A 16871-nucleotide genomic window follows, 5' to 3' on the forward strand; every position below is an offset into this window, starting at 1 on the left:
ACCTATTTATAAGGCAAATAACCATAGCAAGTGTCTTTACAATATTAAGCTTGACTATTTTAAAAAGAAATAAAAATTAATTTTGTTAAAGTTCGATTACCAAAAAATATAGTAATTTACTCAATAAGTTGGTATTATCTTCAATAGATTACACAGATACACTTATCCATTTTGAAAACGCAAGTCTAAAAATAGGTTTGCGGTTAACTTTGGCAAGTGATTTATTAGTTTTTAATAACTCATATTGAGAACTAGGTATTTTGTGTCGTCTGGTAAGGAGTTGGAAGTTGAACGATTTGAAGGTTTGATTTCTTTCTAACAAAATTTATTGTCAACCTGCTCAGTTTTGACGATAACGATATTAATTTTTGGTGAGCAAACAGCTTTGAGCAAAACTATCTAATTTTTCAATATTCAATAGTAAACGGAGAAATGTTTTATGCGTTTTACCCGACAAATACCCATTGCGTCTTTTCTACTATCGATACTGGTTTTATGGCAGCCTAGTTTAGCTGACTCCAGGAGTGATGTTCACTGGAATAAAGAACAAAAAACACCATCTATCTGGGAGAAAAATAAGTGTCCTGGAGGTTTTTCACAAAGTTTTCGCTTGGGTGGAGAACTCAAGAATCCAACCACCTATAACTTGCAAAGCCTGAGAAATTTGCGAGATGCTTTAAAAAAACAAAATCCACCAGTAGTTACTGAAATCACTGTAAGCTTTCAAACCGGCTCAGGTCCACGAACAGAAACATACTATGGAGTCCCCTTATGGGAATTGATTAATAATCCGAAAGCTGGAGGTGGTCTCAAGCCTGGGAATTATGGTTTAAATCCTAAAAACTCTTTTCTGAGGCAATATGTTTTAGTTGAAGCCACAGATTGCTATGGTGCAGTTGTAGCTATTGGTGAAATTCAACCTAGCTTTGAAGGAAAAAAAGTGCTAATTGCATTTGAAAAAAAAGGCAGTGATGGTAAAGTCGTGTCTTTAATAGATGAAGGATTTGCTCGTTTAGTAGTTCCAGGTGATAAAGCTGGAGGTCGTTACGTTAGTAATGTGAGAAATATCCTCATATTATCCGCTCCTGCTTATCCTTTGAAACCAAAATATTTCTAACGGAGAGGTTAATATTTTTAGTCTTAAGACTATCAGTAATAACTTCTGGAAACATTTGTAAATCTCTTAAGTGTGACTGCTGAAAAGCTTGTTTACACCCACCATGTCTTCAATAATTAACAAAACCCAATACAGTTTGGATAAACTCTTGAGGTAAGGGAGGAAAAAGAGTTCTTGAGCGATAATTATTTCTCCCCTTGTTCAAGAACTGCTCCTCCTATTTGCCTCAACTGATAATTTTCTTAACTAAACCAGATTGTATAGAATTTACACGCTATACAAAATAACTATCCTGTGTATTGACGAAATTCAGTTTTTTCCGGCTGTTAGCGATTACCTTTAAATCAGTAGCGATCGCAGTTTAATAATGAAAAAATCAAACTTGAATGCCTAGAAATTTATCTCCATATTTATTTACTTATGTCAATGGGTAAGTCTTAATTGTAATAAAGCCAAAATTTGTTTATATAAAATAATTGACATTTTTCCAACTAAATTGGTAGTTTTACCCTTGAGGAAAAAATATCTAAAAATTTAAATATTTTAGCAAACAGATGAAAAAATATTTTTTGACAGGTTCTTTGGCAGCTTGTGCCTTTAGTATTCTGATTAGAAACATGAATGCCAAAAGATAAAGGTTCATTGGTTCTGCGATCACCTATATCAAAGACATATTTTGTAGTGTAGTGATTTAAAAGTAAATAGCTAATTGTGAGGAGTGATAAGTGGCTGTGGAAAAACTATTTGTCTTGTTTCGGCGATGTCTTTTATTTACTGCCTCAATGGTGCCATATACTCTTCCTGTTATAAGTCAGGAGATACCAAAAACTGACAAACAACCATTACCCCAACAGACAGCATCCAATCAAGTTAAACCAGCCCAAAAGATTTATAGTTTGAGTGATATGCAGTCTGCTTGAGTTGGCTACAAATTTGAGCATAATTTTAGCGATAAGTGGTCTTTGTACAATAGCTTGAGCTATGCATTTGTAGAACGACCTTATACTACTAACGTCACACTAACGAGTTTAGAGGCAGATAACCGTACTGTCGATCGCTTTGAGCAGATTTGGGATCCGATTAGCGTCAGCAACTTTCTGAATTATCAGTTCGCTGCTCACTCACTGGCTTGCCTATCTGAGCCAATAATCTCCAGACAGAACCTTTTAACTGCTGCTCTTGCAGCCCAATCAGTACCTGAGGTATTGTTCAAGTCGAACAGAGAAAAGCTGTGTTAAAAAGTCTCTTAGCCTTTACATCAAAGAACAGCGACGTTGTAACGCTTGCTTAAGTAAAGTTTGATATTCTTCATCCTCAACCCGATAAGCACCAAACCTCTCCAAATGAGGATTCATCATTTGGGCATCAAAAAACACAAATTTCCTCTGGCGCAATCTTTCCACCAACTTGACCATTGCTACCTTCGAGCCTTCAGTAATGCGGTAAAACATCGACTCTCCAATGAAAGCACTACCAATAACAATCCCTAAAATTCCCCCAGCTAATTCGTCACCCTGCCAAGTTTCAAAACTATAAGCATAACCATTTTGGTAAAGTAGCCAGTAAATCTTTTGTAATTCTGGTGAAATCCAAGTTGTTTCACGGTTAGCACATCCAGCCACCACAGCTTGGAAGTCCCGATTAATCGCCACACTAAAACGCTCTTGATTGATGACACGCTGCAAAGACTTGGGGTAGCGAAACCGCTCATCCAAAGGAATAAAAGTCCGATCGCGACTTCCGTACCAACTCAGGCGATCGCGCTCATCAGCCATGAGAAAATAGCCTTGTGTATAACCCTCAACAATAGCGGCGATATCATATTGCATAAATAAATATAAAAAAACACTCTTAGAAACACTCTTAGAAACGCACTTTGATGCTAGCAGTCAACCTCAGCGTTCCTCGGCGTTTCCCTCTGCGTCCCTCTGCATTTAAGATAAAAAAATGACTCAACCAATTCCACCCATCACCCTACCACCGCCTGAAAATCCGCTGCTCGAAGGTGAATGGTTACGAGAGCGTTTACAGCGGTGGCTAGATACAGAATTTATCCCCGAAGCAATCAACCAAAATATTGCTCAACGAGCCGCACAGATTTTTGTGCGTCAACGGATGGAAGGAGAAAACGACCTTGGTTCTCTGGTAATTGCCATTGTCACAGAGATGCAGTCGTATGATTTTTCCAGTAGCTTCTATGGAGAGTTTGCGATCGCCAACGCCGTCAGCGATCTACTCTTAGAAAGTCTGGGAATTGATAAGTGTTGTGGTCAATAATTTTTGTCATTAGTCATTAGTCCCTTGTTATTTACCAATGACTAATGACTGTTGACTACCAACTAGACTTAACAACTCCAGGCAAAAGACCTTCATGCGCCCATTCCCGCAGCACATTCCGAGACAGTCCGAAATCGCGGTAAACACCTCTAGAACGACCAGTCAACCAGCAACGGTTGCGGTGGCGAGTGGGCGCACTATTCCGGGGTAGCTGTTGAATCTTCCGGTGGATTTCCAGTTTATCCAGGGGAGATTCTGTACTTCTGAACTCTTCCAGGAGAGCTTCCCGCTTGTCAGCATACTTTTCTATCAACTTGGTGCGCTTTTTCTCGCGCTCAATCAAGCTTTTTTTTGCCATACAATTTTTAATTGATTAAAAGACAGCATTTTCCATTCTACAGTCTCTCTATCAATTCTAGGGTTTTTGTGTTGCCTACTGGTATGTCAAGCTGAAATTGACGGATACGGGACGAAGAGATAGAAATTACTTACTGAAAACCTACCCTACAACCACTGGTTTATTCGCAGCAGGGCATAAATCTGCAAGCTCACAGGCCATGCAGGCAGGAGAGCGGGCTTTGCAAATCGCACGACCGTGATAAACCAGCCGAATTGACCAATTTTCCCAATCTGATTGCGGCAATAACCCGATTAAGTCTTGCTCAATCCGAACCGGGTCTTTTGCTTCAGTTAAACCCAAACGCTCGCACAGGCGCTTGACGTGAGTATCTACCGTCACTCCAGCATTAATACCATAAGCATGAGCCAGAACTACATTTGCTGTCTTCCGCGCCACACCTGGAAGCTTTAACAACTGTTCCATTTGGTTGGGGACAACAGAGTTAAACTCAGTGACAATCATCCGACAGGCGGCTTGAATGTTCTTGGCTTTATTGCGATAAAACCCAGTTGAACGCACCAAGCTTTCTAATTCTACCAAGTCAGCGATCGCTAAACTAGCAGCATCAGGAAACTTACTAAATAAAGCTGGTGTCACTTTATTCACCCGCTCATCAGTACACTGAGCAGAAAGAATAGTTGCCACCAACAGTTGTACTGGCGTTGAGTAATTCAAAGAGCAAGTAGCATCTGGATAAAGACGCTTCAGACGAGCTAAAATTTCTAGCGATCGTTGCCTTAAAGGTGAAAGTTTCTCTTTCCTACTCCTCACTCCCTACTCCTCACTCCCTATTTTCAGTTAACGCTCACTGGAACAATCTTTGCACCCATTGCAATTCGCTAGTTAATTGGGTGGTTTCTTTAACTATCAGAAAAATTCCTAACCCTAAGAGTAATACCAAACCGGTTTGCATGACGCCTTCTTGAATACGGGCAGGCACAGGCTTACCACGCAAACCTTCAATCAGCAGAAAAGCGAGTTGTCCGCCATCCAAAGCTGGTAGAGGCAAAATGTTGATCACAGCCAAATTAATGCTGATAATTGCGGCAAAAGACAACAGGTTTGCACTATTATCAGCAGCTAATTTTGCACCTATTTTGACAATATTAACTGGACCAGAAACTTGTCCAGCAGTTTGTTGAAAATTGGTAATCAACTGCCCAAAACCGCTGAGTGTCCCAACAAATAATTGTTGAAACCTGTTAGCAGCAATGCCGAAAATTTCAAAAGGACTATTAGGACGGCGATAAACTGCTGTAGCATTTGGACTAAGTGCCACACCAACTACACCTTTGCCATCGGCTCCCAGTTTTGGTGTTAATTTCAGCGATTGTTGTTGGTTTTCACGCTGAATTTTCAGTTCGATTTGCTGATTAGGATGAGTTTGAATTTCTTTTGTCAGCAAAGCTGTTGACTTTTCAGAAGCAGGGAGTTCCTGACCATTCACAGCCAGAATAATATCTCCTTCCCGAATTCCTGCTTGGTAGGCAACAGATTCTTGATTAACAGGTTGTACAAGGACACCAGCTTGAAAGTTTAATTCCTTGGGAATGCCGACAATACCTAATTGCAGAGCCAACACCAAGTAGGCAAATATTAAATTTGCGATCACTCCGGCACTGATGACGATCGCCCGGTCTAATACTGGACGGTTACGCAGCAGATTCGGGTCATTGGGTGGAACATCGCTATCGGGGTCATCATCGGGAAAGCCCACAAAGCCGCCCAAGGGAAAGGCACGGACAGCATATTCGGTTTGTGAACCTTGGTACTTTAAAAGAACTGGGCCAAAACCCAAAGAAAAACGGTTAACCAGAATGCCTTGAGAACGAGCTGCAACAAAATGTCCCAACTCGTGTACCAAGATCAGAACAGCCAAGACTGCGATCGCTGCTAAAACTGACATAAAGTAAATTAGTGAAGATATTAAGCTATAGTTATATCCATTCTAATTGGGCATTTGGCATTGGGCATTGGGGAGCCACTGCGTTGTCCGGGTTCCCCGGCTTGTACCCCGTAGGGGATCTTGCTAGCAAGAGTGTCTCCTGTCTTGAGAAGCAAGTGGCGTCATTGGGTATGGGGCATATTTCATCCCTGGTTCTAACATCTAAAGCTAATAGGGTGCGTTAGCGACAGCGTAACGCACCCTAACTGTCTATATACTCTAAATCGTAAGTTTTGGTCAGATTGGTTTTTCTGCTAAAACAACAACCATAGTATTACCCACATAACATAAAAGGCGATTGGAAGCCAAAACAGCAAATCAACAATATAACGGTATTGCAATTGTATTGTTGGCTTTGAAACACGTTCTGGTAAGACTGGTTGCAAAACTTGGGGTACAACTGGTGAGTTTTGAACTCTTTGTAAATTTTACAGCGATGGAAAACCCAACTTTTCTCCCTGCTGAAAATAAGGTTGCAACACTTCTGGTATCCTCACCGTCCCATCAGGTTGTTGATAATTCTCCAAAATTGCTGCCATCGTCCTTCCCACAGCCAAACCCGAACCATTGAGGGTATGTACGAACTGAGTACCTTTCTTCCCCGCCTCCTTGAAGCGAATATCAGCCCGTCGCGCCTGGAAATCTATAGTATTAGAACAGCTAGAAATTTCGCGGTATTTGCCAGAAGAGGGCAACCAAACCTCTAAATCATAAGTTTTGGTCGAGGCAAATCCCAAATCCCCAGTACTTAAATTTACGACTCGGTAAGGCAACTGCAACGCCTGTAAAATTGCTTCTGCATTTCCCACCAATTTCTCCAGTTCATCAAAAGACGTAGTGGGTTCGACAAATTTCACCATTTCCACCTTGTTAAATTGATGCAGGCGAATTAATCCCCGCATATCGCGCCCATAACTACCAGCTTCGCGGCGAAAACAGGGAGTAAAAGCACAGTGGTAAATAGGCAAGTTTTCCGCAGCGAGAATTTCACCCCGATAGAGATTTGTAACTGGAACCTCTGCTGTGGGAATCAGCCACAAGTCGTCATCAGCGCATTTAAAGCTTTCTTCAGCAAACTTGGGTAACTGACCGGTCGCCGTTAAAGACTCGGTATTCACTAACAGCGGCGGACTGACTTCCACATACCCAGCTTGAGTATGGAGAGCAAGCATAAATTGAATTAATGCCCTCTCCAATGCTGCACCAGCACCTATCAATGTCACAAAGCGACTTTGGGCAACTTTTACAGCCCGTTCAACATTGAGAATACCTAGCTTTTCGCCGATTTCCCAGTGAGGGAGAATATTCAGATTTTGGGGAATGTACTCATCACCCCAACGACGCACTTCTACGTTATCTTCCTCATTCTTTCCAAGGGGTGTAGAGTCGCTTGGTAAGTTGGGAAGTGCCAATACAAGTTGGGCAATTTCAGCTTTGAGGTTTTTTTCCTGGGGTTCCAGTTCGCTCAACGTAACTTTAACAGAGTTCCCTTCATCCCGCAAAGCTTGAATTTCTGGGTCTTGAGGATTGATCCCAGATTTAATCTTCTGCCCGACAATTTTACCGATTTCGTTGCTACGAGCTTGAAGTTGACTACGTGTCCCCTCTAGTTGCCGTTGTTGCCGATCTAATTGTAAAATCGGTTCAATGTCGTATTTACCACTACGACTGTTCAATCGTTCTTGAACTAATTGTGGATTTTCCCGTATTTGCTTAATATCCAGCACAGATTTTTCTCAGTTTTTAGCCTAAATTCTTCCTGTCAATACAGTTAATATATAAGCATTTAGCATATAGTAAATTTGCTTTGTTGTAACTGGAAAAACAAAGTTTATTGGAAAAATTAGTCTCAATCTCTAATCAAGATTTTACCCTAGCATCACTGCCAGGGCTAAGAAACAACATAATGCATTTGACTAATCATGAATTCGGATCTTGAGTTACTGTCGTTTCAGTAACCTGAGCAAGATGACCATTACCATTATTGTTATCAGCGGCTGCAAACGTCCGTTGAGTGATATTCGCTGGTTCCTTATCGTCTCTATTTTGTCCAGGTGAAGGTAACCAGTATGCAAGCACACCTGATAAACCACCCCAGTAAAGCGCAATATTCTTTTCGTCCCCTGGCGAGCCTAGCTTGAAAATGCACAGCCCCAACACGATGCTACTAAAGAAAACCTGTACGCCAAATCTCCATACGTCTTGATTAAATTTCTGTGCTGGTTGATTTTTCATAGTGTCAAATTGATTTTTCATGGTGTCAGACTTCCAAAAAAGGTACTTATCATCCATGTGCTAGTTTTGGCATCACCTACTAGAGGCTTGTAGAGACGTGGAATTTCGCGTCTCTACAACAGGATTTTGATGACAAACTAACTAATCAAATTTAATGAAGGATTATAAGGATTATGTAGTTGTCTTCACACCCAGTTTTGTCCGTTTCGGAAAAGTATGATTAATTTCTTTTGACTCCTGAAAACTTAGCACTTAGGATTCATATTAGGGTCGGTTAATCCGATTGAGTAGCCAAAGTGACGCAATAAGCCCTGCAAAATGTGCTGAGACAGTGTTGGTGTTTGCCTGCACCACAAGCATATCTAGACCGCTAATAATCCGGGTGGGGTCAAAAAATTGCGTAGTTATAGCTTGGGGAGATATGGATCTTGCTACCAGTGTCCCAACGATCGCTTGCGCCCCCAAAAGAGTTACCAACGTTCCCCCTAAATTCACCCACAGCCCTAACCGTAATACTTGCACAGTCTCGCTTTTGCGAGGGCGGTTGCTGGAATTGGAGGATTCCAATTGCTTGCCAATTCTAGTGTAACGATAAGCTAAATAAATGCCCCCAGCCAAAATAACCAGTCCACAAATTGCTAAAAATACGCCAAAGCCAGTCCCAGGATTATTAGTAGGACTGCCAGTTCTTTGATTAAAGATGGCGAACAGCAGCACAATTATGCTAGAAACAACGCCTAGTACTAGCTGAATCCAGAAGCTAATCCAACCTGTAAAACGAAAGGTTTGGGCAATCGCCCGGAGAGTTGAGGAAGATGATGGAGCATCGGGAGTCTGTGACATACTGTTCACCAATGTGCTGGGCGCTTTCAAAGGACACAAAAACACGGAGAGAAGTCTGATCTAAAAGCCTTAGTTCAGAACTCCCGGGGAACACGGAAAGCCTTGTTAAGAGGTATCGCACTTTGCGTTTCTCCCTTTGCTAGTCTTTACGTCTTCTTTGATAAATTTACTATCACACTTGCCAAATAAGACAAGAGATTCTCTTGTCGAGGAAATCAGAAATAGTTAATGCTTAGGTGTGTCCACAGGCGTAGCAGCTTTAACCCAGACATATGACTTAGCTTAAGCTTTTAGAATCTGCATTGGGAAAATCACTGTAAAACAAAGTGTTTATTAAGTTTTACAGACAAAATTGCATTTTACCTGTAAAATTTCTTCGATGGCATTTTATTGCTTAAGCAGTTCTAACCAGCCCGGCATCACTTAACACCAAGGTAGTGACTTCGCCACTGTCTGTTCGCTCCTTACCACACCGTATTGAGTTCGGGTAGGGGTACAGTATTTTGTGCCCCTAAAACTCGCAAACTCGTCCCACAACTTCATAGGCGTGGGTAATCATTTGGTGTTTACACTTTGGAAATCTAATCTAAGTAGCTTTATATATATTACTTACTTAGTAGTAGCACTGTATACTGACTACAAGAATTGTAGACCTTACCCTAAGGCATTTTTTTAGCCATTCACTAACCATGAAACTTGAGGATATATATCAATTTTTTGAGAATCCTCCGCCAACTTACCTTTGTCAGGAAGTAGCAGTTTGTTACATACTGTCTGTTTTATTACAAGGTGAATCCTACGGAACTGAGTTGATTGAGCGATTAGAAACTGAATATCCCACCTATAGGCTTTCGGATACCGTACTTTATAGTGCAATCAAATTTCTCGAAGACCAAAAGGCAATCACTGGATATTGGAAGAAACTCGAAGGACGAGGACGCCCCAGGCGGATGTACCAAGTTTTTCCAGGATGGCAAGTTCAAGCACAGGATTTAGCTTTTCTTTGGCAAGACTACATCAACAGAAGGACAAAGTAACGAATAATTAATAATGAATAAGTCTCCTCCAGTCAAACACTAACAATTAGTTATGGATACTGCTATTCTGCCATCTACGTTCCTGCTTACCTTGTTGTTATTGGTTGGGCTGTTTTTCTTTATTCGTGCCTCGACTAAAGACCGCATACAAACAGCGCAACTGTTATCTGAACAAGACGAAGCTGCTTTAATGTCTCAATTAAAAGAGTATTTTCGCTCACGGTCTTACCGAGTGGCAGCGGTAGACCGAGAACAAAACAAAGTGACTTTTGAAGGTTTTGTTCGCCCCAGTTGGTTCTTAGCTATATTTTTAACTCTGCTGGCAGCGACTGGTATTGTTTGTCTATCACTAGTCGTTTCCCTGCTTTTTCCTAACCTCAGCACCCTTGTTCTGGCTATGGTACTGCTGTCGCCTTTAAGTGGTCTATTTTATTGGAAAAAATCTGGAAGACTTGAGAAGGTGTCGCTCAAAGTAGAAACAACTCAGAGCGAACAAACCTCCTCAAGTAAGATCACTGTAGTTGCCCATCGAGATGAACTCAGTGAGTTACAGAGAACTCTACAGCTCAAGGCTGGTGAATAATTGTTGGTTTGGGTGACCATTTCTTAACTATGATATGCAGACTTTTTAACTAACCTACTCTTTAGGCAATGGAAAGTAATCAGGAGGAAATCAAGACTTCTGCTTTGTCAATTTTCCCCACGACACAAGTCGTGGGGAAAAATTTAAATTCATTAACTTAAATTTGTTGACAGAGCTTCCTTAACAATTTACGGCATAAGAGCGCAACTTCACTAGCGCTTTTGGACGCGCTTGGCTCTATACCCACTCCCTTCTGCATCATGACACTAGCATCAATCCATGCAATCTAACATGGTTTGAGACAAGTTGACTTTCCAACTACTTAGACTAGGCTTAAAAAGCAAATCAGCTCCAAACTAAAAAAAAATTAAATTTTGCATAAACTTAGCAATTTTGCCAGTTAATGATAGTCAGGAGCCACATTCAATGCGTAAGATGACCATTTCTGGTTCACCGACTAGCTAAAGCAAGAGGTTCTTGACCTGGCGAAGGTTCTAACACCCTCAAGCTAGGAAACAAGAAATGGTTTTCCTCTACGTATTGAGCACCAAAGAGTCCCTTTTCTGCCCAGAAATAACGGTCTGTGGTGTGTTCGTTTCGCTTTACGAGTAGCAATGCCGGTGGCAAAATACCTTCAGCTTGAATGAATCTTCTCGCTGCTGTCACAGGTTTTTCTTCGCCACTTTCGATGCTATATTGAGGCACATGCTCCAAAATCCGCCGTCCTTCCTGACGACGACGACTTTTCCTTTTGCGTCTCCTTGCCAATCTATTGTCCTCCTCTTTCAAGCTATAGATTGTAGTGATAGCTACAAAATCCGTCGTCATTATATTAGTTCTAGTTCAAAATATCAATAGCTTTTAACCTTTTAATGCAAGAAAATTAATATCTTTGAAGGTAAAGAAAACAAAACCACCTAAGGATATAATCCCTTGGTAGTAACCATCACTAAGAAGATTTTAGTTAAGCTTTATAAAATGAGTGAGGTAATAACTAAGTATCCTCTCTTAACATCATGCCTCAAAATCTGTAATCTTGAGCAAAAGCTAAAAAATGTTAATGTCTGCCAGTTCCGATTTTCTGGCTCTGTGTCGAGAGCAAATAGCGCTGCTAACCCAAGGGCTGGGAGCAACTTTAAGTATTGTGTACCTCACACAAGAATTGGTAGAGACTCCCTTAGGTGAGGCCAAACTGATTCCTGTGGTAATTTACCCAGAAACAGCATTATTACTGCTAGGGGAGGAAACTGCTGAAGCGACAGTACACAAGCAACTTCAAGTTGGAAATGTGTTTATATTACCTAATGATCAAAAAAGGTTATTGACAGCAGGAGCAGAATCTCCAACCTCGTCACAGGAGTCTGAAAGACCAGACGCATCTCAACCCCATCTAAAAGAAGAATACCTACTTAGTGGTAATCAAATTGTTTTACCTCTGGTTTATGAGGGTGTGATGATGGGGTTACTGGTGACAGGTAGGCAAGACCGGGCATGGAATGAACACGAGGAAAGTCAGATTCAACGGATAGCTCAAACACTGGCGATCGCTTGTATTTTAGATCAACGGCGGGCATGGTTTGAGCAGCAGTTGCGTGAGCAACAAATTCTCCGAGAAAAACAGGGGGATTTACTGGATAACCTGTTGCATCAGTTTCGCAACCCTTTAACGGCGTTGCGGACTTTTGGCAAACTGCTATTGAAACGGTTCCGGCCAGCAGACGCCAACCGAGATGTGGCAAATAGTATTGTGCAAGAAAGCGATCGCCTCCAAGAATTGCTGCAACAATTTGAGCAAGTAATTGACTTGACAGAGGCAGATTTAGCACCACTACATCTGGCGGAAAGTGAAGTATTTGTGGAAGCAACTGTCCAAAAATCCGCTAAACTACCGCTATTATTGCCGGGAACGGGAGATAAAGCAGTTGACTGCTCGTTAGCAGATATATTGGAACCATTATTAATATCAGCTAAAGCAATCGCCCAAGAGCGAAAGCTAAAATTAATAACTGAAATTCAACAGAATTCACCTCGAGTTCGTGCCAACATCAAAGCATTACGAGAGGTCTTAACTAACATCATCGATAATGCTTTAAAATATACTCCTACTGATGGCAAAATTTTGATTCAGGCGGGGCAAAAAAAAGCTAATTTTCAAGGAATTGTGATCAGTGACAATGGGCCTGGCATTCCACCCGAAGATTTAGAGCATCTTGGAGAACGGCATTATCGGGGTGTACAAGCGCAAACAGAAATCCCCGGCACAGGTTTGGGGTTAGCGATCGCTAAACAATTAATAGAGCAAATGCAAGGCGAAATCGAGGTTTTCAGCCCTGCAATTAATTCTGTTATTACTTCACTCAATACGCCAGGAACCACATTTATTATTTGGTTGCCAGAAGTTAAAAATTAATCATTAGTCATTAGTCATTCACTAATGTCCAATGACTATCTTAATGAAACCAGCAAATTCTGATTGATTGTCATTTGTAAATCGGTATTTGGGTCAATGGCGATTAAGTCAACACTCTTCTTACCGAAGAACAGACCAACCAACGCACCGATACCAGCGCCACCCAAGACTTCTTCTGTGGCAATGGCGCGATCGCCAGTGACAGCTGATATCGCAGTTGCTGCACCTGCGCCCAATACAGTATTCTTAATAATTGAACCAGTACTAATACCCTTCTTGACGGTTTCAGTTTTGGTAATCACTTCAGAAGTAGCGTTAAGCTGATACTCCTGACCATTGGTCAAAACTAGTTTTTGGGCAACGAATTGAGAACCGCCTGTAGCAGGTTTGAGTTGACCAATAACTTGAATACCAGCAGGAATCACTACAGATCCCTCTTGCGTAACCACGTTTTGGGATACAGTCAATGTCAAAGGCGCTGTTTCATCCTTTGTAACCAGAATTTTTTCTGCCTTGTCATACTTCACAGGAATAGCAGTCCCTTGGGCAATTGTGACTGAGACAGGTGTTGGGGTAGTAGATCCGACAGCCACGACATAGGGCGAGTTAATTGCTGAGGCTTGATTAGAACCAACCAATGCTTGGTAAATAAAAGCTGCTACCTGGGCACGAGTGGCGGTTGCAGTTGGATTCAGGAACTTCACATTCGGATAGTTCACCACAATTTGCTTTTGTGTTGCTGCGGCGATCGGGCTACGGGCATAGCTAGCGATGTTAGAAGCATCGTTGAAGTATTGCAGAGTGCTTTCGGTATTACCGCTGGGAGTATATTCCAGACCGTTAGCCAAAGAAACCAAAACCTGCTGACGGGGAATAGCTTGGTTAGGTTCAAAGCGATTTCCAGGATAACCAGATAAGAAACCAATGCTATAAGCTTGCCCAATTGCACTGGATGCCCAATAGTTGCTGGGCACATCAGTAAAATTGATTGCCTGCCGTTGCTGTGTTTTTTGGAAGGCTTTATTGACCATCGCGGCAAATTGAGCGCGTGTCACCGGTTCTTCAGGGCGGAAGCTACCATCAGGAAATCCGGCAATTACACCTCGCTGTGACAATTGTTGAATAAATTGTGCCGCCCAATAGTTAGATGAAACATCAGAAAAAGTAGTTTGAGCTAAAGATGGCAAAGCTGTAATGAAAGGCGCTACAGTACCGACTGTGACGCTCAAAGCCATGAGTGCAGCTGTTCTAGATTGCCAACGATTTAAAGTAAACATTAATTTTTAAATCCATTAAAATTAGTTTTTTTACTGTTAACTAATTAGACATTTACTGAAGTATTGGATTCCCCATTATTTCTGGTTTTTGTAAAAACCATTACTTTAGTCATACAGTTATACTTTAAAAGTATCTTTCAAAGGAAGTAGTGTAATTACCCGATTACTTATTAGCACAATTAAATAAGTATTCCAATAAATATCGATACTGATTAAGACGATATAGAGGTAGAATGGTTGCTGTTCAATAAAAGTTTTTATAGTTAAAAATGAAGGCGATCGCCCACTATAGTTGAAGTGGCGATCGCCTATCAGGGGTGATTAAAGTCACGACTTGAATGGAGTTAAATCTAGTAGCAGGATGGTGGTACTAAATTCAAGTTAGAATTCAGTGTGAGCCTTAAATCCTGTGCAGTTCTAAGAACAATAGCAGTCCCTTGGGGAAATATGACTGATACAGGTGTTGGGATAGTAGACCCGATAGCCACGACATAGGGCGAGTTAATTTCTGAGGTTTGACACGACATAGGACGAGTTAATTGCTGAGGCTTGATTAGAACTAACCAATGCTTGGTAAATAAAAGCTGCTACCTGGGCGCGAGTGGCGGTTGCAGTTGGATTCAGGAACTTCACATTCGGATAGTTCACCACAATTTGCTTCTGTGTTGCTGCGGCGATCGGGCTACGGGCATAGCTAGCGATGTTAGAAGCATCGTTGAAGTATTGCAGAGTGCTTTCGGTATTACCGCTGGGAGTATATTCCAGACCGTTAGCCAAAGAAACCAAAACCTGCTGACGGGGAATAGCTTGGTTAGGTTCAAAGCGATTTCCAGGATAACCAGATAAGAAACCAATGCTATAAGCTTGCCCAATTGCACTGGATGCCCAATAGTTGCTGGGCACATCAGTAAAATTGATTGCCTGCCGTTGCTGTATTTTTTGGAAGGCTTGGTTGACCATCGCGGCAAATTGAGCGCGTGTCACCGGTTCTTCAGGGCGGAAGCTACCATCAGGAAATCCGGCAATTACACCTAGTTGAGATAATTGTTGAATAAATTGTGCCGCCCAATAGCTAGATGAAACATCAGAAAAAGTAGTTTGAGCCAAAGATAGCGGCGAGCATCCTACTTTGATGAGTTTACCTTGTAAACGATAAGTCACTTGCCCACAAACAAAACCCGCCGACTTAGGCTCTACATAAGTTTGCGTTGGCGGATTTTGTTTATCTAACCGCGATTTCCAATCGCCAGATATTTTTTCTAGAGTAGAATGCTTACTTAAAAACTCTGAGTCTGCAACAATATCGTGAGATCCTTTAACATTTACTTTAGAATTATTGATGTAAATATTATAATCATAAATAACGTTTTTATTTTTATTATCTTCATTGTTAATATCCTTGCCAGGAAAAGCATAGAGAATGTTCCTTAAAATTCTGACATCAGATGATCCACGGGCAAATATTTGCCCATCTTTAATTTCTGGACTCTGATTATTTAAAACAGCTGTGTTATTGACGATATCAACATGTTCACTTAAAAATGTATGAATCCCTGAACCACCATTATTAAATGTCAGATTGTTTTGAATTAAAGTCCGTCCTACATATGCATCCAAATTTGGGTTCTGCTCATTTCTGGAAGTATCGATAATAATGCCATTACCATCTGTGATCTTTCCCACCGCAATCCAAGGGATGTACATGCGATTGTTATATACCTTGTTGTTGGTCACGAACATCTTGTATCCCCGGTTGGTGTCAGAATTCCAATTGCTCCCCAACGAAATGCCACTGCAACCATAAACACCATACCAGCCATTATTGAACACAGTGTTATTATCCACCTTCACATAATCAGACTGCCCTGCTCCGATACCTCCTCCTCCACAGTCATGCACTTTGTTGTTTAGAATACGGATATGATGAACATGACCATTGGCTCGTCCGTCAATGTTTATACAGTTTCCGCTTGTAAGTGGATTTGATCTGTTAGTCTTCTGACTTAATGCATAATCAAGGGTTATATTGGCATTGTTTCCTATAACTTCCAGCCCGTTGATCTCGATATATGAAGCTCCACTTGAAATCAGGATACCGTTCCATGTATTATGCTGAATTTTTGGGAAATGCCCAGCATATGCTTTATACCTAATCCATGCATTTGCAGTTCCAGAACGTTTAATACTTACTACACTCGGAGCTTTAGGTAAATTTGTGTATACTCCGTTCATAATCAATACTGTATCGCCAGGGTTAGTCAGGTCTGCTGCCTTTTGAATTGTCCTAAAGGCAGATGAAGTAGAAAGTCCACTATTTTTGTCGTTTCCGCTACCACTAACATAGTATATTTTCGGTGTCGCATTCGTGCTGATTAGCTCGCGGCTGGATAGACTCATTTCCTTGTTAATGGATACCTGGTGAACGTTTTTAACTAAAGATACTTTTATCCTTTCTCCTTGAGCTAAAAGACTTAATACTAGGGGAATTGCAAGATATGTGCTTAAACTGAAACCTGGAATTACCACAGGAAAAGGCTCCTTTATTGCTACTATTTAACAAAAATATCAGGATATTTCCTAATTTGGAATACTCTTTTGAATAAAGAATATAATAGAGCCGATTTTCCTAGCTCCTTCCATAGCGCAATTAAATAGGGACTTCCAGAAAATAAAATATACAAATAATAAAAATGATAATCATTGTTAAGGGGTGGGAGAAGCTGCCGTTGGCAGCCTCTCCCACCCCA

At 41.2% G+C, this 16871-nt stretch carries 16 protein-coding genes and 1 pseudogene; 7 read left to right on the forward strand and 10 right to left on the reverse strand.

Annotated features, from left to right (window positions below):
- Positions 1-439 precede the first annotated feature (439 nt).
- From V7K21_RS17425 to V7K21_RS17435, 3 genes are all read left to right on the forward strand, one after another.
- A complete protein-coding gene (locus V7K21_RS17425) occupies positions 440-1117 on the forward strand; it encodes a hypothetical protein (protein ID WP_335176310.1) in 678 nt (225 codons plus the stop codon).
- A 725-nt stretch (positions 1118-1842) separates the two neighbouring features.
- A complete protein-coding gene (locus V7K21_RS17430) occupies positions 1843-2037 on the forward strand; it encodes a hypothetical protein (protein WP_335176313.1) in 195 nt (64 codons plus the stop codon).
- A 42-nt stretch (positions 2038-2079) separates the two neighbouring features.
- Complete coding sequence (locus V7K21_RS17435) at positions 2080-2355, forward strand: hypothetical protein (protein WP_335176315.1); 276 nt, start codon at positions 2080-2082, stop codon at positions 2353-2355.
- Positions 2356-2370: 15 nt separating this feature from the next.
- On the opposite strand, the gene aat is transcribed toward V7K21_RS17435, so the two are convergent.
- Complete coding sequence (gene aat, locus V7K21_RS17440) at positions 2371-2946, reverse strand: leucyl/phenylalanyl-tRNA--protein transferase (RefSeq protein WP_335176317.1); 576 nt, start codon at positions 2944-2946, stop codon at positions 2371-2373.
- Positions 2947-3064: 118 nt separating this feature from the next.
- On the opposite strand from aat, the gene V7K21_RS17445 reads away from it, so the two are divergent.
- Complete coding sequence (locus tag V7K21_RS17445; RefSeq protein ID WP_335176319.1) at positions 3065-3394, forward strand: hypothetical protein; 330 nt, start codon at positions 3065-3067, stop codon at positions 3392-3394.
- A 55-nt stretch (positions 3395-3449) separates the two neighbouring features.
- Here the strand turns inward: V7K21_RS17445 and rpsN are convergent, their stop codons facing one another.
- The 6 genes from rpsN to V7K21_RS17475 form a co-directional block, all read right to left on the reverse strand.
- Entirely contained in the window at positions 3450-3752 is a 303-nt protein-coding gene (gene rpsN / locus V7K21_RS17450) for a 30S ribosomal protein S14 (RefSeq protein ID WP_335176321.1), read from the reverse strand.
- A gap of 141 nt (positions 3753-3893) precedes the next feature.
- A complete protein-coding gene (gene nth / locus V7K21_RS17455) occupies positions 3894-4565 on the reverse strand; it encodes an endonuclease III (RefSeq protein ID WP_335176323.1) in 672 nt (223 codons plus the stop codon).
- 34 nt (positions 4566-4599) lie between these two features.
- Positions 4600-5700 carry an RIP metalloprotease RseP gene (gene rseP / locus V7K21_RS17460; RefSeq protein ID WP_335176325.1) on the reverse strand — a complete coding sequence of 367 codons (1101 nt, stop codon included), beginning with the start codon at positions 5698-5700 and terminating at the stop codon, positions 4600-4602.
- A gap of 467 nt (positions 5701-6167) precedes the next feature.
- Positions 6168-7466 carry a serine--tRNA ligase gene (gene serS / locus V7K21_RS17465; RefSeq protein ID WP_335176327.1) on the reverse strand — a complete coding sequence of 433 codons (1299 nt, stop codon included), beginning with the start codon at positions 7464-7466 and terminating at the stop codon, positions 6168-6170.
- 193 nt (positions 7467-7659) lie between these two features.
- A complete protein-coding gene (locus V7K21_RS17470; RefSeq protein ID WP_335176329.1) occupies positions 7660-7995 on the reverse strand; it encodes a hypothetical protein in 336 nt (111 codons plus the stop codon).
- 243 nt (positions 7996-8238) lie between these two features.
- The gene (locus tag V7K21_RS17475; RefSeq protein WP_335176331.1) at positions 8239-8817 is read right to left on the reverse strand and encodes a DUF3611 family protein; all 579 of its coding nucleotides are present in this window, start codon (positions 8815-8817) and stop codon (positions 8239-8241) included.
- A 689-nt stretch (positions 8818-9506) separates the two neighbouring features.
- On the opposite strand from V7K21_RS17475, the gene V7K21_RS17480 reads away from it, so the two are divergent.
- Both V7K21_RS17480 and V7K21_RS17485 read left to right on the forward strand, forming a co-directional pair.
- Complete coding sequence (locus V7K21_RS17480; protein WP_273762029.1) at positions 9507-9854, forward strand: PadR family transcriptional regulator; 348 nt, start codon at positions 9507-9509, stop codon at positions 9852-9854.
- A 52-nt stretch (positions 9855-9906) separates the two neighbouring features.
- A complete protein-coding gene (locus V7K21_RS17485) occupies positions 9907-10437 on the forward strand; it encodes a cofactor assembly of complex C subunit B (RefSeq protein ID WP_335176333.1) in 531 nt (176 codons plus the stop codon).
- Positions 10438-10887: 450 nt separating this feature from the next.
- Here the strand turns inward: V7K21_RS17485 and V7K21_RS17490 are convergent, their stop codons facing one another.
- Positions 10888-11205 carry a DUF3155 domain-containing protein gene (locus tag V7K21_RS17490; RefSeq protein WP_041566316.1) on the reverse strand — a complete coding sequence of 106 codons (318 nt, stop codon included), beginning with the start codon at positions 11203-11205 and terminating at the stop codon, positions 10888-10890.
- Positions 11206-11491: 286 nt separating this feature from the next.
- Here V7K21_RS17490 and V7K21_RS17495 point away from each other — a divergent pair, with 286 nt between their 5' ends.
- A complete protein-coding gene (locus V7K21_RS17495) occupies positions 11492-12847 on the forward strand; it encodes a GAF domain-containing sensor histidine kinase (RefSeq protein WP_335176335.1) in 1356 nt (451 codons plus the stop codon).
- A 35-nt stretch (positions 12848-12882) separates the two neighbouring features.
- On the opposite strand, the gene V7K21_RS17500 is transcribed toward V7K21_RS17495, so the two are convergent.
- Together V7K21_RS17500 and V7K21_RS17505 are read right to left on the reverse strand one after the other, a co-directional pair.
- Positions 12883-14124 (reverse strand): S-layer homology domain-containing protein, encoded by a 1242-nt coding sequence (locus tag V7K21_RS17500; RefSeq protein WP_335176337.1) that lies wholly within the window; start codon positions 14122-14124, stop codon positions 12883-12885.
- Positions 14125-14540: 416 nt separating this feature from the next.
- Positions 14541-15285, reverse strand: a pseudogene (locus V7K21_RS17505) (S-layer homology domain-containing protein); the annotation flags it as partial.
- Between the last annotated feature and the right edge of the window lie 1586 nt (positions 15286-16871).

It is taken from the genome of Nostoc sp., from assembly GCF_036919595.1.
Lineage (GTDB): Bacteria > Cyanobacteriota > Cyanobacteriia > Cyanobacteriales > Nostocaceae > Nostoc.